The 18,674-nt window shown below is 52.2% G+C and carries 15 protein-coding genes and 1 riboswitch; of the genes, 4 read left to right on the top strand and 11 right to left on the bottom strand.

What is annotated here, in order from left to right; translation table 11 throughout:
- Positions 1-3: 3 nt before the first annotated feature.
- The 4 genes from MKX64_RS13590 to MKX64_RS13575 form a co-directional block, all read right to left on the bottom strand.
- Positions 4-525 (bottom strand): DUF948 domain-containing protein, encoded by a 522-nt coding sequence (locus MKX64_RS13590; protein WP_095266586.1) that lies wholly within the window; start codon positions 523-525, stop codon positions 4-6.
- Positions 526-683: 158 nt separating this feature from the next.
- Positions 684-2,186 (bottom strand): DHA2 family efflux MFS transporter permease subunit, encoded by a 1,503-nt coding sequence (locus MKX64_RS13585; RefSeq protein ID WP_095266585.1) that lies wholly within the window; start codon positions 2,184-2,186, stop codon positions 684-686.
- 93 nt (positions 2,187-2,279) lie between these two features.
- Positions 2,280-2,735, bottom strand: coding sequence for a MarR family winged helix-turn-helix transcriptional regulator (locus MKX64_RS13580; RefSeq protein ID WP_095266584.1), 456 nt, complete (start codon positions 2,733-2,735; stop codon positions 2,280-2,282).
- Between the two features lie 263 nt (positions 2,736-2,998).
- Complete coding sequence (locus MKX64_RS13575) at positions 2,999-3,577, bottom strand: hypothetical protein (protein ID WP_095266583.1); 579 nt, start codon at positions 3,575-3,577, stop codon at positions 2,999-3,001.
- Positions 3,578-3,769: 192 nt separating this feature from the next.
- Between MKX64_RS13575 and MKX64_RS13570 the strand changes: the two genes are divergently transcribed.
- On the top strand, positions 3,770-4,117 hold the full coding sequence (locus MKX64_RS13570) for a hypothetical protein (RefSeq protein WP_095266582.1): 348 nt from the start codon (positions 3,770-3,772) through the stop codon (positions 4,115-4,117).
- Between the two features lie 88 nt (positions 4,118-4,205).
- Here the strand turns inward: MKX64_RS13570 and MKX64_RS13565 are convergent, their stop codons facing one another.
- Positions 4,206-5,117: a cation diffusion facilitator family transporter gene (locus MKX64_RS13565; protein WP_176475596.1), complete on the bottom strand. Its 912-nt coding sequence runs from the start codon at positions 5,115-5,117 to the stop codon at positions 4,206-4,208.
- A 218-nt stretch (positions 5,118-5,335) separates the two neighbouring features.
- On the opposite strand from MKX64_RS13565, the gene MKX64_RS13560 reads away from it, so the two are divergent.
- On the top strand, positions 5,336-5,521 hold the full coding sequence (locus MKX64_RS13560; RefSeq protein ID WP_095266580.1) for a hypothetical protein: 186 nt from the start codon (positions 5,336-5,338) through the stop codon (positions 5,519-5,521).
- 252 nt (positions 5,522-5,773) lie between these two features.
- Here the strand turns inward: MKX64_RS13560 and MKX64_RS13555 are convergent, their stop codons facing one another.
- The 4 genes from MKX64_RS13555 to MKX64_RS13540 form a co-directional block, all read right to left on the bottom strand.
- Complete coding sequence (locus MKX64_RS13555) at positions 5,774-7,399, bottom strand: ABC-F family ATP-binding cassette domain-containing protein (protein ID WP_095266579.1); 1,626 nt, start codon at positions 7,397-7,399, stop codon at positions 5,774-5,776.
- Positions 7,400-7,585: 186 nt separating this feature from the next.
- A complete protein-coding gene (locus MKX64_RS13550; RefSeq protein ID WP_095266578.1) occupies positions 7,586-8,629 on the bottom strand; it encodes an MBL fold metallo-hydrolase in 1,044 nt (347 codons plus the stop codon).
- Positions 8,630-8,841: 212 nt separating this feature from the next.
- A complete protein-coding gene (locus MKX64_RS13545) occupies positions 8,842-9,873 on the bottom strand; it encodes a cytochrome d ubiquinol oxidase subunit II (RefSeq protein ID WP_095266577.1) in 1,032 nt (343 codons plus the stop codon).
- The gene (locus MKX64_RS13540; protein ID WP_095266576.1) at positions 9,870-11,222 is read right to left on the bottom strand and encodes a cytochrome ubiquinol oxidase subunit I; all 1,353 of its coding nucleotides are present in this window, start codon (positions 11,220-11,222) and stop codon (positions 9,870-9,872) included. The genes MKX64_RS13545 and MKX64_RS13540 overlap by 4 nt, the downstream gene beginning before the upstream one ends.
- 377 nt (positions 11,223-11,599) lie before the next feature.
- On the opposite strand from MKX64_RS13540, the gene MKX64_RS13535 reads away from it, so the two are divergent.
- Positions 11,600-12,730 carry a virulence factor gene (locus MKX64_RS13535; protein ID WP_341036127.1) on the top strand — a complete coding sequence of 377 codons (1,131 nt, stop codon included), beginning with the start codon at positions 11,600-11,602 and terminating at the stop codon, positions 12,728-12,730.
- 250 nt (positions 12,731-12,980) lie between these two features.
- Positions 12,981-13,198: riboswitch (Lysine riboswitch) on the top strand.
- A gap of 252 nt (positions 13,199-13,450) precedes the next feature.
- The gene (locus tag MKX64_RS13530; protein ID WP_179292162.1) at positions 13,451-14,845 is read left to right on the top strand and encodes an amino acid permease; all 1,395 of its coding nucleotides are present in this window, start codon (positions 13,451-13,453) and stop codon (positions 14,843-14,845) included.
- Positions 14,846-15,028: 183 nt separating this feature from the next.
- Here the strand turns inward: MKX64_RS13530 and MKX64_RS13525 are convergent, their stop codons facing one another.
- Positions 15,029-16,177, bottom strand: a complete 1,149-nt coding sequence (locus MKX64_RS13525) for a transglutaminase domain-containing protein (protein ID WP_095266573.1) — start codon at positions 16,175-16,177, stop codon at positions 15,029-15,031.
- Between the two features lie 131 nt (positions 16,178-16,308).
- Positions 16,309-18,651, bottom strand: coding sequence for a YcdB/YcdC domain-containing protein (locus MKX64_RS13520; protein ID WP_341036125.1), 2,343 nt, complete (start codon positions 18,649-18,651; stop codon positions 16,309-16,311).
- Positions 18,652-18,674: the final 23 nt, after the last annotated feature.

The following is an 18,674-nucleotide window of genomic DNA, read 5'->3' as shown; positions in this document are numbered from 1 at the left end:
TTCTTATCTGGCTCTCTGGCGGCGGAAGCTGTTCCACAGTCCGACAGCCATATCGACATAGCTTAGCCAATTGCGGCCCTTGGTCGTTTCCCGAGACGCTTCATACACCGATTCGTAGGATTGAATGGTGCGATCCTGCTTCGTTCCAGGCTCAGGCAGCGAGCGCTCCCTGACCGCTTCCTGCTGAGGCTCGGCAGGCTTGTGCTTGAATCGGCTGACCATGCCAGCAGATACCTGCTTCACTGCATAGCTGACCTCGCTCAATGCCTCGCCCAAGTTTTTCACGGTATCCATAACCGGATTAATCTGCTGCATTTTATGTTGAATATCCACTGCAATATCATTGGTATTCCGAATCGTCTGTTTCACCTCATAACTTAATTCGTCCACCGTCTTCTGAACATCCTGGAGCGTCTGCGTTACTTTGTCGAGTGACTGGGTTGCTGCTTTAAGTGTTCTAATCAGGAAAAAAACGAGCACCGCAAAAGCGACAGCAATGACGGCTACGCTGATTTGGGTTAGCATTCTATCCAACCTCACTTTCAGTAATGTTGTCATCGGATACCCCATAGTTACCCTTTGGGGAGAAGCCCGAATCAGCGGCACAACAAAAAGAAGGGAGCTCCACCCGCAGCTTGCGGGGGAATTCCCTTCTTCGGATCACTTCGTATTTCAGGCGGTAATTACACAGCTGCTGGCGCCTCCGTGTTGCCCGCGGTTCTCGGCTCCTCGGCCGGCGTAGTCTTCTTAATAAAGAATGCCAGCAGCAAGGAAACAACGGTGATCCATGTCGCAATGACAAACGCATAGTTAATGCCGTAAATGGTCGATTCATGGGCAACCTGGAGCATATCGGCCTGATTCTGCGGATTAAATTGTCCGGACTGAACCATCGCTGCCCCGCGGCTTTCCGCCTGGGTAGCCATAATCGTTACCAGAATCGCGGTTCCGATCGAACCGGAAACCATGCGCAGCGTGTTGGACATTGCCGTGCCATGGGCGTTCATGCTCTGTGGCAATGCGTTCAAACCGGCGGTCTGGATCGGCATCATCAGCAGTGACATCCCGAACATCCGCGCGGTATAGATCATCATAATATGCCCATACGACAGCGTTTCGGTCAAATTACTGAACTCCCAGGTCGTAATCGCCGTAATCAGCAAGCCTGCAACCGCCAGCCACTTGGCGCCAACCTTGTCGAAAATCGCCCCTGTAATCGGGGACATAATGCCCATTAGAATCGCTCCTGGAAGCATCAACAGGCCGGATTCCACTGGTGTGAAGCCCCGGATTTGCTGAAGATATATCGGGAGCAGGATCATGCCTGCGAACATCGCCATGGTAACAATGACGTTGATCAAGGTCGTTAATGTAAACATGTTGTACTTGAATATTCGGAATTCCAGCATCGGTACCTTGACCGTCATCTGGCGCCATACAAACAGGACCAGCCCGATCACACCCGCAGTCAGCGTTGCAATGACGGTTGTGCTGGACCATCCGTTGTTGCCAGCGTCACTGAAGCCGTACAGCAAGCCGCCAAAGCCGATCGTCGACAAAATGATGCTGAGTGTGTCGAGCTTCGGCCGGCTTACTTCGGTCACGTTCTTCAGGAAGAACACACCGATCAAAGTTGCGATGATCGAAAACGGCAAAATCATGTAAAACAATACTCGCCATGTGGAGTGCTCAACGATATATCCCGATAACGTCGGGCCGATGGCCGGGGCAAAAATCATGGCGATCCCCATCATTCCCATCGCCTTGCCGCGGTTCTCAACAGGGAATATATTCAGAAATACGACGGTCATCAGCGGCATAATAATCCCTGCTCCCGCTGCCTGGACAAGGCGACCTGTCAGCAGAAAGCCGAAGTTCGGGCTGATCGCGCATATGAGCGTTCCAAGTGAAAACACGCTCATCGCCGTAATAAAAAGCTGCCGCGTTGAAAAACGGGCGATCAAAAACGCCGTGACCGGAATCAGAACCCCGTTCACCAGCATGAAGCCCGTGGTCAGCCACTGGGCAATGGTCGGTTTAATATCCAGACTGGTCATAATGCTCGGCAAAGCGACGTTCATTAGGGTCTGGTTCAGTATCGCTACGAAAGCACCGATCATCAATGCCGCGATGATCGGCCCTTTCTTGATGTTCTCACCCTTGTGAGCCGCAATAGGGGTGCTCATGTAAATATCACTCTCTTTCCTTCACGAAATGATGTTGAATAACTTCTGCTCATATCAGCCATAAATTCAGTAAAATCTTGTTCCCAAAAAAACTCAGTCATCGGAGCCGACTTGACCGTGAATCGTTTCAATGTTCTCGATAATCTTGCGGTATATGATCCGCAGCTGCCGAATCTCCTCCTCCGTCAAAAAACCGTACAGCAGTTCCGAAAGCTCGGCGCGCTTCTTATCCAGCTGCCGGATCAACTCACGCCCTTGATCCGTAATTTCCAGATACACAACTCTCCGATCCTGGGAATCACGAACCCGGCGAGCATATCCCCCTTCGATCAGCTTATCGGATATGCCGGTGACCGCGCCGCCCGTGACATGGATCGTATCCGCCACGTCAGACAGCCGCATCGCCCCAAGTTCATTCAGCTTCTCAAGCGTGGTAAATTGACTTCTTCCCAGCTTCGGGAAGCCCTCCTTCTGCCATTCGCTCTGGACGGTGCGCAGCATCTTCTTAAATAGCATCTCCACTTCCAGGATGTCGTTCTGGATGGACATTGTAAGATTACGCCCCTTTTCCTGCCCCAGCCTCGCTATTCATAAAGTTATGGTGACTCCTTTTTAAATAGTTTAGAACTAAAGCATTTATTACTAAACAAAATTGATTATAATCCTGCTATCGATCCATGTCAATGTTTACATAATTATAATTTTCATATTGTTTTCTGAAAATTGATGGAATAAAAAAAGACCCGGTCCGGTTGCCCTTCCCGAGTCTGCTTCATGATCTAATCCTTCGTTGTTGCGTGTGTGTACTTCCGTTATTTTAATAATAAAGGCAATGATGTCCAGTCCAGCTTAAAGGACAGCTTCATGCCATCCTGCAAAAATTCAACGTCCCTTACAGTAACAAGATCCGGCAAATGTTCTTTCAGCGATACTTGAATGTCAGAAAGATGGAACCACGACGTTGGGACATCGACCCCCCGAATCGTTGTAGCCTCATGCTTGAGATAAATAAAGCTCCCGTCAGCCGTCATATGAAACTGCAGCAGAGCCCCGAACGGAAGCAGCCCCCAGCGGCCATTGATATCGGCCAGCATCGTATCTCCATCCATTCTGAATGCAGCGCCGGTGATTTCTACGCCCAGGTCATGTTCTCTCAAATACTGAATCAAATTTTTCTTCGATAGGTTCCCTACCTCTTCGGGCGTCAAGATCATTTGTGCCTCTCGCGTCTCTACCATTTGCAGCAGCTTCGGTTTAAAATCGACAGCGCGGTATCCGAGATCCAGCTTCTGCGTCGGAGAGATAAACCACACTCCTGCCCCCAATATGGCGATGATCAGAATCAGCAATGTCAGCCAGATTCCACCTCGTCTTTTCCTCGGACGACTCATTGATTTCCCCTCCACAAAAGATACCGTTGTAGGACAACCTCTCTCTATGGTTTTCCTCCCAAAGTATATATGAAATGAGGAAGCTTGTCACATTTTCAGATCACTCTTCCCTGCTCCCTTGGTTCATGTCATCCATTTTGTGGTATTACGATACTGATCAGAATACTACAACGCTTACAAGGAGGATGTACCATGAACAAAAAGAACACTCTAGCCATCACCACCGCTTTGACGCTGGCCTTGTCGATGACTGCTGTTGCAAGCGCAGACCCGGTTACGGGCACCGTTACGGAGGCTACATATGAGCCAATCCAGAGCGAACCGATCATCAAGCCGGAACTGGTTGTGTTGTTCCCATCCGAGGATGTTATTTTGACGGAAGTTGCGTATTTCTACAATACGCCTAACGGAGTAAAAATCGGTGCCCTGGCCCCGCAAAAGGTGAAAACGACAGGAGAGCGCATCACGGTAGCTGGCGGTGAATGGGTAGAAATCTACACTTGGCTTGGCAAGGCCTGGCTCTTCGTGGATCAAACTTAATCTTCATGAATATAGTACATCCCGGATTCCATCAACTGGAGTCCGGGATGTTTGTCATGCGCTCGTGGCCCCCCTGTTCAGAGCGTTATCAAGATGGGGAACGATCGGCTTGGTCCGCCCCCAATTTCGGGTGGTCCGCCCTTGGCTCCACATGGATGTGGACGCTCATAATGTTATGCAGCTTCTCCATCTTCTCCTCGATCAGGTCACTGATATGATGGCCTTCGCGCACACTCAGCTCCGGATCAACCTCAATAACGACATCAACCAATACATGATTGCCGTGAATTCTGGCTTTCACATCTTTAATGCCTTCTACGCCCGGTGTGCGGGCAATGCTCTCTTTCAGGTCAGACAACCGGTTCTCATCAAATCCGTCAGTCAGGCTATGTGTGCTGTCCTTGAATATTTCCCATGCTGTTCTGCAAATAATGATCCCGACGGCAATCGCAGCGAGCGTATCCAGCCATGGGTATCCGAACTGGGAGCCGATGATGCCTACCGCTGCGCCCACACTGACCAGCGCATCCGACAGATTGTCCTTCGCAGCAGCCATCAATGCCTGACTATCAATTTGGCGTGCGAGATTGCGGTTGTAGCGATATACGCCGAGCATGGCCAGCGCACACACTGCAGCTACAGCAGCTGACATCAGATCCGGCGTGCCCTTGCCTCCGGTAAAGAAGGACCGGAAGCCCTCCACCAGCACCTGAATGCCCACCACCGCCATGATGAACGAAGCGATTAATGCCGCAACCGTCTCTGCTCTCATATGGCCATAAGCATGATCGGAGTCCGGCGGCTTCTGGGAGATGCGCAGTCCAATCAGCACGGCGGCTGACGCCACGATGTCAGTCAAGTTATTAAACCCGTCAGCCAGAAGTGCGCTTGAGGCGAACATGTACCCGCTGACGAGCTTGGAAACGGACAGAACCAGGTAGGCAGCAATGCTGACCCAAGCCCCTCGCTCCCCTTTTTTTATGTTGTCATATGCGTTCACCCTATGATCTCCTTTGCCCATTCGATGTGCGAGAACAAGAAACTGCAGCCTCACGATTATTCCAGCCGAAGCTCTTCATACGGCTGACAAACACACGCACGCTTGCTTGCGACAAAGATTCGTCGCGGCGTAATATTTAATATAAATTATTGTTACCCTTGTATGCATTTTTAAAAAGGAATAAAATGAGGACAATCCTACATAAGGAGGATGCTGTCATGACTGAAAATGAGCATTCCCGTAAAATTAACCTGGCTGATGCGATCCGCCAAAAGCTTGAGCAGAAAAAGCAGCAGAGCGCATCCCAAAAGCCCGGGCATTTCCAGCCCGGATCATCCTCGAAAATGAAAAGCCAAAACAACAAAAAACCGAACAACCAGCGGCGGCGCACTGGCGGATCGTAAGCCACATGTGATGCTCTTGCAGCTTCGTTCTCACGAGGCAGCAAGACAAGCCGCACCCCCGGTATCCCCTGCTGCCAAGGCAGATGAGCCGGACGAGAAGGTCGAAGACAGGCGTATGCTGATTCTTCGGCCTTTTTAATACCGTATACCGCGTCCCTTCCTCTTCCACAGTACTTAGAAAGACACACAAAAGGCCTGCAAGATTCATACTCTTGCAGGCCTTTCATATCTCGGAGAACCGGGTTCGGCAGATTAAGCCTCCACCGGATACATGCTTGCGCGCAGCGCCTTGATCTCTTCGCTTTCGAGATACTCGTCATAGCTCATCACGCGGTCGATCACACCGTTAGGCGTAATCTCGATGATGCGGTTGGCAATCGTTTGAATGAACTGATGGTCATGGGACGTGAACAGAATCGTGCCGTCAAAGTCGATCAGACCGTTATTCAGCGCCGTAATGGATTCGAGATCCAAGTGGTTGGTCGGCTCGTCAAAGATAAGCACGTTGGCACCGTTCAGCATCATCTTGGCCAGCATGCAGCGCACCTTCTCGCCCCCGGACAGAACGCTTGCCTTCTTCAAGGCTTCCTCACCGGAGAAGAGCATCCGACCGAGGAACCCGCGCAGGAATGTCTCATCCTGATCATGGGAGTACTGGCGAAGCCATTCCACCAGGTTCAGGTCAACCCCGTCAAAGTATGCGGAGTTATCCTTCGGGAAATATGCCTGCGTTGTTGTGACACCCCAGCTGTATTCACCGGCGTCCGCTTCACTCTCGCCCATCACAATCTGGAACAGCGTCGTCTTCGGAATGCCGTTCGGACCGACAAATGCGATCTTATCGCCTTTGTTCACAACGAAGCTGACATTATTAAGAACCTTCTCGCCTTCGATCGTTTTGGTGATGCTGTCCACGGTCAGCAGCTGCTTGCCTGCCTCACGCTCCGGCTTAAAGTTAAGGAACGGGTATTTACGGTTTGAAGGGCGAATGTCCTCCAGCGTAATTTTGTCCAGCTGCTTCTTCCGGGAAGTCGCTTGCTTCGATTTCGAAGCATTCGCCGAGAAGCGTTGGATAAACGCCTGCAGTTCCTTGATCTTCTCTTCCTTCTTCTTGTTCGATTCCCGCTGGAGCTGAAGCGCCAGCTGGCTGGACTCGTACCAGAAGTCGTAGTTGCCGACGTACAGCTGGATTTTGCCGAAATCGATATCTGCGATATGGGTACATACCTTGTTCAGGAAGTGCCGATCGTGAGATACCACAATAACGGTGCCTTCATAATCCATGAGGAAGTTCTCCAGCCACTGAATCGATTCCAGATCCAGGTGGTTGGTCGGCTCGTCAAGGAGCAGGTTATGCGGACGCCCGAAGAGCGCCTGGGCCAGGAGCACCCGCACCTTCTCGTTGCCGCTCAGCTCTGCCATCTTCTTGTCGTGCAGCTCGCGCGGAATGCCGAGACCAATCAGGAGTGCGGATGCGTCCGACTCGGCTTCCCATCCGTTCAGCTCCGCGAACTCGCCCTCCAGCTCACCGGCACGCATGCCGTCTTCCTCGGAGAAGTCCGGCTTCGCGTACAGCGCATCCTTCTCTTTCATGATCTCATAGAGACGCGCATGACCCATAATTACCGTCTCCAGAACCGGATAATCGTCATATTCATAATGGTTCTGCTTCAGAACAGCCATTCGCTCACCCGGCGTCATGTGCACCTCGCCCTGGTTCGGTTCAATCTCGCCGGACAGAATCTTCAGAAAAGTCGATTTCCCCGCACCGTTGGCTCCGATAAGTCCGTAGCAGTTGCCGGGAGTGAACTTTATATTTACGTCTTCAAACAGTGCTCGTTTTCCATAGCGGAGCGTTACGCCGCTTGTACTGATCATTAAGCATTACCATCCTTTTTAAACTATTGGTTTATTTGCACATTATAGCATAAGTGACACCGCGAACGAAGTATGTAAGATTCGACACCGAGGATGGAAGCACAATAAAACCTCCTGTACCAGGCGGCATACCACCAATAAGGTACAGAAGGTTATCCATTTTTTTATATTGAAGGAAGCCGTTGTCTAGGATTGCACACTGCGTCTCTCCGGCTGAACCTTGAACGTCTCGCCGTATTTCAGCACCCGTACCCGTTCCTCTGCAATGCCGAGCCGCTTCCGCTCCGCCTCCAGCCGCTCCAGCGCCTCTTGCGCCGTATCGTCCGCCAGCTTGAACGTGCCGTAATGCATCGGGATCATCGTCTCGGCCCCTACGTCAAGAAAAGCCTGCAGCGCTTCCTCCGGATTCACATGCTGCGATGTCATAAACCATTCCGGCTCATAAGCGCCGATCGGCATTAAGGCAAGGTGGATATTGAATCGTTCCCCGATCAGCTTAAAGCCCTGGAAATACCCGCTGTCACCGGCAAAATATATGTTCGGAGGCAGAATCCGGGTCTGCTGCTCCGCAGCTGGCTTCTCCCCGCCTTCGGCAGCCTCTGAAGCACTCTCGGGGCTTGAAGCGCCTGAATTGGCATCCTGCGCAATCGGCTCCAGCACGAATCCGCCCCAATGCGACGTATTCGTATCAAACGGTGTACGGCGGGTCCAGTGCTGTGTAGGAACAAACGAGATTTTGACACTGCCAATTTCCGCTGTTTCCCACCACTGCAGCTCCATTACGCGCCGAAAGCCTTTGCTCAGCATTTTGCGTTTCAATCCTACCGGCACGATAATTGTGGTACCTTCCCGGTACAGCTTGCGGATCGAAGCGATATGCATATGGTCGTAATGGGAGTGGGAGATCAGAATGATGTCCAGCGGCGGAATATCCTGAATCGGAATTCCCGGCTCGCCAAGACGCTTCGTAAACGCCATTCTTCGCGCCCATACAGGATCTGTAACGATATTCATCCCTTCATACTGAATGAAGAATGTAGCATGTCCGACCCAGGTAACGGAAGCTTCGTGCCGGTTGCTGTGCAAATACTGAAGATCAGGCGTCATGTTCGGTATGACATAGGAGTAATCCTTTTTCTTCTGGCGACGTTCTTCCCGCCACTGTCTGAATTGCTTCAGGGTTTTATCCGTACTAACATTGTCGATGTTGTTATAGCGGATTCTTGGCATGCTGCCCCTCCTTCCATTACCTGTATTTTACCCTTTTTACCCCTGGCGGCTCAACTTACATTATTTATGATTCTTCGTTATGACAGGCGGCAAGTCAGCTTGTTCCTAATCTGAAGGGTCCTTGTATTTCAGGGCGTATATAGCCATGAATATAACAGCTGCACACACGGTTACCAGCGGCAAAATAAAGATGTGAAAGTCTTCCACGCGCCTCATCCCTTCTTGGCGGATTTACCGCGAATGTAGTTGGCATCAAACAGAAACAGTCTCATCAGCAGCAAAAGCGACGGAATCAGCACGCATAACCCGAGCACAAATGCAGCGATCAGCGCAATGGCCATCGCATCGTTTGTAATGCTCTCATGAATGCTGATGTAATCGTAGAGCACATACGGCAGATGCGAGCGCCCGTAACCGTACCAGGCAAAGGCGAACTGCAGCATAACCATAATGAAGGCCAGGCCCAGCCTTATTTTCCTCCATACAAGATAAACCGCAATGGCGAAGCAAATAAAGGAAGCAATAAACATCCAAGCGATATCGACCATGTTCTGAAAATGCACCGGGTTCTGATGGTTAAGTTGAAAAAAGGCAAACACCGATGCCAAAATCGTCGGTCCGCTCCATGCCAGCGCATAAGCCCTCACGACGCCGAAGGCCGCTTCGTCCCCTGCCCGGTTCGCGTAATAGGTCAGAAACATCGCTGAAATATACAGCACGCTGACCAGCGCCAACAAAATGACGGACCAGGTATACGGGTTCGCAAAAAAACGGAGCCAATTCAGGGTGACGATGCCGTCATGCTCATGAATGATGCCGCCCTCGGAAATGGCGAGAATGGTAGACAGTGCCGCCGGAGTTAGCAGCCCGGTAGCTCCGTAGAGCGCCATGTGAACAATGTTGTTCTCGATCTGGGTGCCGTAGGTGTGGTAGGCGTAATAGGCCCCTCGAATGGCAAGGAGAACAAGCGCCAGACTGCCCGGAACGAGCAGCGCCGTGCCATAATAGTAGGCCGAGTCGGGAAAGAAGCCGACCAGTCCCACCACAAAAAAGATCAGAAACACGTTGGTCACTTCCCACACCGGGGACAGATAGCGCTGGATGATGTTGTGGATTTTATTCTGATGGCCTGTCAGAACGCTGTAAAAGCTGAAGAAGCCGGCGCCGAAATCAATGGAGCCAATCAGCAAATAACCGAACAGAAATGTCCACAGGACGGTAATCGCAACGATTTCGTAGCTCACTGGCCGTCGCCTCCTTCAATTTCAAGCCCCTGGGCCTCGATCTCTTCCTCTGCCTTCCGGTTGCGGAACAGCTGGCTCAGCACCCGCACGGCCGAGACGCAAAGCACCAGATAGAGCAATATGAACAGCACCAGCATCCAGCCGACGCTTGGCGACGTTGTAGCCGCTTCCTCCACCTTCATATATCCCCGCAATATCCAAGGCTGTCTGCCGATTTCGGCGAGGAACCATCCCAGCCAGATGGCGCTCATCGTAAGCGGCCCCAAAGCCAATATACTGAGCAGGAGCCATTTTGGATAAGGCTTTTTGCCAGGAAGTTTCTTGCGGAACATGTAAAGCAGCGGAATCAGCACAATCAGCATCCCGATGGTCACCTTCAGATCAAAGTAATAATGGATGGACAGCGGCGGTCGCTCATCTTCCGGAAAATCATTCAGCCCGATGACCTCGGTGGCCGGGTTGTTGCCGGCTAGAATGCTTAAAGCATATGGAATCTCCAGCCCGAATCGAACATTGTGATCCTCATCGAGCACCCCGCCATATATAAGCGGCGCGTACCGCATCGTCTCGAAGTGCCATTCCATGGCCGCCAGCTTCTCCGGCTGATATTTAGCCAGAAACTTGCCCGAGAAATCTCCAATCGTGACGGTGGCGATCGCAAATACGAAAGTGGCGATCACCGACAGCTTGAGCGCTTTTCTAAAATAGACATGGGTTCGTCCCCGAAGGAGGCTGAAAGCAGCGATGCTGGCCAGCGCCCCCGCGCTTGTGGTATAGGCGGAAGCCAGCACATGGCTGACCTTGGTCGGCGTGGCCGGATTGAACATCGCGACAAACGGGTTCACATTCGTAAATACCCCGTCCACCAATTCGAAACCCTGCGGCTGGTTCATAAACGCGTTCATGCTCGTAATGAAGAAGGCCGATGCCGAGGAGCCGATCGCCACCGGAATGAGGAGCAGCAGATGCATGGCTTTATTTTTGAAACGGTCCCATGTGTACAGGTAGATCCCAAGGAATATGGCCTCCACAAAAAAGGCAAAGGTCTCCATAAACAGCGGCAGCGCGATCGCTTTACCCGCAACCCGCATAAATGTCGGCCACAGCAGACTCAGCTGCAAACCGATGGCCGTGCCTGTCACTACACCGACGGCTACCGTAATGACATAACCCCGCGCCCACCTTCGGGCAAGCAGCGTATAATGGAAATCCCCCGTCCGTATCCCTCTCCACTCCGCCAGCGCCAGCATGATCGGAATCCCAACCCCGATGGTTGCAAACACGATATGTACAAACAAGGTCAAACCGAACAAAATCCGGCTCATTAATACTGGGTCCAGAAACGACATTCAGGTTCACTCCTCGATGATGGCTTCAATAGCTTCAGTAGCCTTTCTAGCTTTGATACGAATGTCATGCGAAAAACGGGTGGCGTCAGCCAAAATAATGCAGCATGCGCAAGCAGGCCTTTACGGTTGCGTACAGCATGATCGCCGCGGCTATAAAGCAAACGATCGCCAGCTTCTTCTCCTGTCCTTTGTGCATGAGTCACACAACCTCCCGATGGAAAATGAATGTACAACTGCAAAAGGTTAGCCAGTATCAGTTTTACAAGTGTTTCCTCTTTTTATCCAAAGTCGAGGGAAATTGTGTGCGAAAGCAGGCGGGATGTTTTTTCTGTCAATGAAAAAAGGTACAATAGAGCCAAAGGAGGCTGAAAAATGCAATGAAAATCACTTTTATCGAACCTACCCCGAGCCCGAACTCCATGAAGCTTCATCTTGATGAGACGCTGGAGCCCGGGATCCGAAAAACATATACACTAGACAATGAACGCTCCGCCCCGGCCTGGATTCGGCAGCTGCTGCATATCCCTGGCGTCAAGAGCATTTTCCATACCGCCGATTTTATCGCCCTCGACCGGAAAGGCAATGCGGAATGGCCATCCATCCTTGGTGCTGTGCAGGAGATGTTCGGCCAGGAGGGCTTGACCGAAGGGCTGAACAATGACGAAGAGGGCTTTGCCTTCGGTGAGGCGCAGGTGTTCGTTCAGTTCTTCCGCGGCATCCCGATGCAAATCCGGGTCAAGAGCGGCAACCGCGAGGAGCGGATCGCCCTCTCCTCCCGCTTTACGGAGGCGGTAACCGAGGTAGCGACCGCCACGCTCATCAAGGAACGGAAGCTGAAAGATTATGGCGTTCGCTATGGTGAGCTTTCGGAAATAGCCCGCGAGGTGGAGCAAGAGCTTGAGGCAGCGTTCCCGCAGGAGCGTCTGGACAAGGTTGTTGCCCAGGCTATCGCACACGGGGCCAGCGATGAGGAATTTGTGGAGCAGCGGCGGAAGCTGACCGATGCGGAAATGGAAGCCGCGCTGCAGGATGAAGACTGGCGGGTGCGTTATGCCGCGCTGGAGGTGCTGGAGCCGACCGAGCAGCATATCCCGCTGCTGCGCAAGGCGCTTCATGATCCGAAGATGCAGATCCGCAGGCTGGTAGTCGTCTATCTCGGGGATCTGCGCACGCCGGAAGCGATGGAGCTTCTGTATGAAGCGATGCGGGATGACTCGCCGGCCGTTCGGCGTACTGCTGGTGATACCCTCTCCGACATCGGCGATCCGGCAGCAACGCCGGTCATGACCGAGGCGCTGAAGGACAGCAGCAAAATTGTACGCTGGCGCGCAGCCCGCTTCCTGTACGAGGTTGGCACTGAAGTGGCCAGACCTGCCCTGGAGGAAGCGGCCGATGATCCGGAATTCGAGGTTAGCCTGCAGGCGAGAATGGCGCTGGAGCGCATTCAGTCCGGCGAAGAAGCCGCCGGCACCGTGTGGCAGCAGATGGCCAAGCGCTCCAAATCCTAAATGTCACAGAAACGCCTCACATGATGGGGCGCAAGTAAATTTAACCATTGCATCTAACACTTCATGTGATATATACTAGGAATCTCTTGTGTACGGATGTGTCAATAACTCTAAGCATCCGCAGTCATCCAACACCATATATAGTACGGAATGATCCGATACATCTATATGTGGCGTCTATATCGGATGCGAAGCGATTGTTGTTGGCAATCCTGGGAAAATCAAATATGAGATAGCCTCATCATTCCTACGATGAGGTAGAGGTTGCGGACGTGATCAGTAAGCGTGTGAAGGCGAAGAGGAGCCGATGAAGCACGGGTGAAAGGCGCGTCTGCCGAAGTGTGGGGGAATCACTCTTGGCCCCCATGCTGGGGCCGTTGTCGAAAGAAACGGAACTGTCACGGAGCGCCTGCATGTTCATCTATAATGTGAACAGCCGGCGGGCAACCGTGTTGCGCTATCTTCTGGAAGGTTTGGTGCGGCGTCTATGAAACAGACCGCAGGTAACAACCTGCGGTCCTTTATGTTTTTCTACGCAAGAGATCATCCCGTATATGGGAAGCAGCGGGTCTGCATGGTTCATGCAGTTGAAGGATTGTACCTTTGTCCGTCTCGCATGGCATCATGAGCCCTTAATTTCGTATAGAGGAGTGTTAGGTTTTGAATCGTAAGACATCTACACCGGCGACATCGCTGAAGCCGAGCTTCAAGACGCGGCATATGACGATGATCGCCCTTGGCGGCTCCATCGGCACCGGGCTGTTCCTGGCCAGCGGCGGAGCCATATCGTCGGCAGGACCGGGAGGCGCGCTCATCGCTTATGCGGCCGTCGGCCTTATGGTATATTTCCTGATGACCAGTCTCGGAGAACTGGCTACGTATTTGCCGGATTCAGGCTCGTTCAGTACGTATGCATCCCGCTATGTCAGCCCCGCCTTCGGCTTTGCCGTCGGCTGGAACTTCTGGTACAACTGGGCGGTTACCATCGCCGCAGAGCTGGCGGCAGCGACGGTCATCATCAAATTCTGGTTCCCGGACAGCCCCTCCTTCCTGTGGAGCCTGCTGTTCCTGGGCATTATGTTTGGACTGAATGTGTTGTCAGCCAAAGGCTACGGAGAGTCCGAATACTGGTTTGCCATGATCAAAGTCGTGACGGTGATCGTCTTTCTGATCGTGGGTGTGCTCATGATCTTCGGCATTCTGGGCGGCGAAGCGGTCGGCTTCTCCAACTTCGATCTTGGCGGCGGGCCTGTGCACGGCGGATTCTTTGCGCTCATTGGCGTGTTCATGGCGGCAGGGTTCTCCTTCCAGGGCACGGAGCTGATCGGCGTGGCCGCCGGGGAAAGCGAGAATCCGCGCAAGCATGTGCCGCAAGCGATCCGCCAGGTGTTCTGGCGCATCCTCATTTTCTACATTCTTGCGATCTTTGTCATTGGCTTGCTGATCCCTTACACGCATCCAAGCCTGCTTCAATCGAGCATTGACAGCATTAGTGTCAGCCCGTTCACACTGGTGTTTGAACGAGCCGGGCTTGCCTTCGCCGCATCCGTCATGAACGCGGTTATCCTTACTTCGGTTCTGTCTGCCGGAAACTCGGGCATGTATGCTTCAACCCGGGTGCTGTACGCGATGGCCAAGCAGGGGCTTGCTCCTAAATGGCTCAGTCGTCTGAACCGGAGAGGTGTTCCTGTTGCCGCACTGATCGTGACAGCATCTGTCGGCATGCTCGCTTTCCTGGCTTCCTTCTTCGGCGACGGTGTTGTCTACATCTGGCTGCTGAATGCATCGGGCATGTGCGGCTTCATTAACTGGCTTGCGATTGCGGTAAGTCATTACCGTTTCCGCAAAGCCTTCCAGGCACAGGGGCGGGACCTTCGTGAGCTGCCGTTCCGGGCACGCTGGTTCCCGTTCGGTCCGATCTTTGCCTTTATCCTCTGCCTTGTGGCCATTATCGGTCAAGGTGATTTAAGCGGGGATATCGACTGGTACACCATGTTTGCCACTTATGTGAGCATTCCGCTGTTCCTGGCTATCTGGTTCGGATATGCCATCGTGAAGAAAAGCCGCATCATTCCGCTCAAGGAATGTGATCTGGGAACAGAACGCATCTCTTAACGCGAAGACGGAATCACGAATCTTCATGCTATATGTGCAGGAACCTTGCAAAAAGAAGGCCGGGGAATCAAGCAGAAGCTATGCTTGTCCCCGGCCTTTCTCAATATTCATCAGCTTCTAAAAAAGAGTTGCCCCGAAGAGCTATATGCTCTTCATGGGCAATTATATTTAGCGCAGGGATATTTACCAGGTCATCTGAACCCTTAAATCTCCCGTATCCTCAAATGGACCATAGTAGTAGCGTATCGAACCTACATTTCCCTTGCTCTGCACCTCTTGCAGAACACGCACAAGCTCCTTCTCATTTCCGTTAAAACGGAAGACGAGCTGCTTATCCTTTTGGGTGCTGCTGGCAGCAAGCAAGGCGCTGAGATCCTTATGCGTCTTAACAATGGATTTGGCATCATAGAGATGGTATTCCAGCGTATTCATGAGCTGGGTGTACACGGCGCTCTTCGCCCGATCTTTCGTCACTAGCCCCTTCAGCGTGTCCCGGTACAACGTGCTGGCCTCAGGGTATTGTTTCACCCAGGTATGATCCTTGCTCATCTGTTTATCCGTGCGCAAGTAATAGGTATAGGATACCTCTCCCTTGCGGTCAGGCAACGGATCATTCCAGGTCGTATCCAGGTGGTACCACTTGCCGCCGAGTTGAACGAGATTCCACGCATGCAGCTGTCCTCTAGGATTGTCGGAAGAGTAAGCTGTTCCTTCCACGATCTTGTTCGTAATCCCTGCTTCCTTGAGCAGCTTGTGCGTCAACAGGGCGTACCCCTGACAGACGGCACTGCCGGTCGAAAGCGCATCATAGGCTGTGTATTTGGTCAGGGTTGTATCATATTCAAGGTTCAATACGACCCAATCATGAATGGCTTTAACTTTCTCATGATCGTTCATGGTCGGCTTGATTAAGGATTTCAAAATGCTCTCCGTCTGCTCATTGACATATTCCGTCTGCTTCGCGGTTTCCCGGTAAGTCAGCCGGACCGTCACATCCGCGGAGGAGGAGGTGCCACGGTAGTCGTAGCTATAGCTGGAGATCGTGTAGTGAATGTACGGGTCGCTGGCCATCGCCTGATCCAGAGCATTCTTCAGCTGTGTCTTCAGCGATTTGGTCTCCCCTTGATATGCAAAACGAACGGTTTCCTCCCTGCTGCTCATCGCGTTCAGCAGTTTCTCTTGAATAGCATCAACCGATTGAACAACCGCCTTGTTCGAGGTGGCGTAAACATCGCTTAATTCGGCAGGCTCAGGCACCGCCGCTACGACGAATGCGATGATGACTGCCAGCAGCAATTTGGCACTTGTCGTGCTCTTCCGTTTCCGTTTCATCTATCCACTCTACCTCCATCCAGCTCTCCTATCACATGCACCTCTATTCTACCACACGCCCAGGGCTCCAGGTCCCTAATTTTGTCGATTTTACACAAAATTAGGCCTCCAGAACCAGAAATGAACACGCATTAATAATAATATCTGCCGCTCAGGAAGCTATCGCTCTGGCCACCGAGCTTGGATAGACGCACGAGCACTTCCGCCGCCTCTGCCCTTGTCACCTGCCGCTCCGGCATAAACTTCCCGTCCACAGCCGGAAGCAGGCCTAAACGAATAGTGATCGCTGCGGCTCCCTTGTTCTTGATCGATGCGGCATCGGACACGCCAGGCACATCGCTCGGCAGTGTAAATGTCCGGGACAGCTTCTCGTATTTCAAAATGCGCGTCAAGGAGACAGCCAGCTCTTCCCGCGTCAGCGTATGATCCAGTTCTAATACAGTATCCGGGTCGAACGTCAGCCAGTTTTCCCCGAGCAGTACCTGAACCGCCCCATAGTACGGATGGTCCGGCTCAAGTCCGCCATACGGATCCGCAGAGGAACGGGCATAGCTCTGCAGCTCATAAGCCGGATTCAGCGCCCCTGCCAGAAGCTGATACCATTCGCCGAGCGTAATGTCACGGTCAGGGTGCAGTTTGCCGTCCTTATCTGGTTGAAGCACCTGATGCTTCACCAGTTCATTGAGCGCCGCTTCCGAAGGATGGCCGGTTATGTCCGTCACAGACGCAGCGCCTCTGCTCGTCAATTGGGGAGTGATTTCTTTCCATTCACCCGTCTTGGCATCCAGAGGAGTGAGCAACGTCCCTCCGCTCGTCAATGCTTGATTATGCGGGTAATACACCAACCGGATCTGATTCTCCACTTCTTTTCCCTGATTGTTGACATATCCGCCGTACAAGGCATACTTCAGCTTCAGCTCAATAGACTGAAGATACTTCTCCTTCGCCTGCTGTGCCGAAATAACCGGTGTTTCATCAGCCGGCAGCTTCGAGAGATCGGCACTCGCATTGAAATTAAAGCCTTGAATCTGTCCTTCACGATCTATAGTTATGCTGAGCGCGTCACCAAATATGAAAATATCTCCGGCATACCGCTGGAAACTGAACTCGTACGTTTCTCCGTTGTTCCCGGGTCCGGTGACACTGGTCAGTTTCCATTCTTCAGCAGCGTTAGGAACGAGCCTCGATACCGTCTCCAGCGCCACCTTCTGGGCCTCTTCACGAGATACCGGATTCGTTATTTGCTCAGGCTCCTGATCCGAATATCGGAACACGACATACGAGTAAGAATAAATTTGTCCGGTGCTGGCATCCACCTCTGCGGAGATCCGTGGGCCCATCGGCATGTTGTTATTTCTCCAATACAAATTCCATACGCTTGTATTTCCATCATTCCAGCGTTGGCCGATTGATTTGGAATCCAGTTCATAGCCGTCCGGAATGCTGAACCAGCGTTCAACCAACGCGGCTGCCGCCTCCCCGCTTGTGAGCGGGCTGGTCAAAGGGATGAAGGCATCCTTCACTTCCGGAATCGTTTCATCACCCGAGACGAGGTTCTGGTACTCTTCGCCAAAGTAATTCAACGCTTTGCCTGTATCCGCATCCCTCTCGTAACCGGCACTGTCTTCTGGAACATAACCCAAGAAATAGTTACCGCTTCTGTTGTTGTACAGACTTTCCGGAAAATAAGCCAGCCTTACATTAAACTGCTCCTCGTATAGCTTGCGAATGGCGGCTGTGTCCTTCTTCGGTATCGGAGACGGATAATCGCCCTCGTAAGCATTACGATAATATGTAATGACATTTCCCCAGCCATCCAGCGACATCGTAATGGTATTGGAGTCAGTCTCAATCCCGTTCACGGATGATTTGAAATAAAAGTCATGCTTAGCCGGACTAAACAAAGCCTGATTCATCGAAACATAAGCCTCGTTCAACATCAGATCGTCCGCGTTGATGCTTGGAATGTTCTCTCTGATCCAGGAAAGTGCCTTCAATCTGGCTTCTTCCCTTGTCAGATAAGCCCCTTCCCCCTCATTGCTCAGCAGATTGAGCGGGAAATAGACCTGGAGCGGCTCGCCCGTTACGGCGCTGACCCGAACGCTGAACGAATGCACCGAATTGCCTCGGGCCACGCTAAGCTGGAGATCCCAGGACTTCTCTTTGTTTCTGTCTGAATCGATAAACTGGGCACCGGTGACTTTTACCCCCTTAAATGCAGGAAACAGCTTTTTGATCACCTTTTCTGCTTGCTCAGATGATATTTTGGCCCCTTCCGGAATATCGCTGTTCGTAGCATTTACGGTAATGGCAGTACCAGCAGTATTACTGGAACTTACGCTAGTTTCGGTTACTTCCCTGGTCACGGTGGTGCTTATTGTGTCAGCCCAGGCGGGCTGAGCCATCAGAAGCATGGCAGCCACGGCACATACCGTCTTCTTCCCTGGAACCTTCCTCGCGGTAAACAACTTCATTCATTTCCTCTCCCTTCAGGACA

Origin of the sequence: Paenibacillus sp. FSL M8-0334 (assembly GCF_038000405.1) — a bacterium.
In the GTDB taxonomy this organism is placed as follows: Bacteria; Bacillota; Bacilli; order Paenibacillales; family Paenibacillaceae; genus Paenibacillus_AQ; species Paenibacillus_AQ campinasensis.
This window is presented reverse-complemented; position numbering and strand designations above follow the sequence as displayed.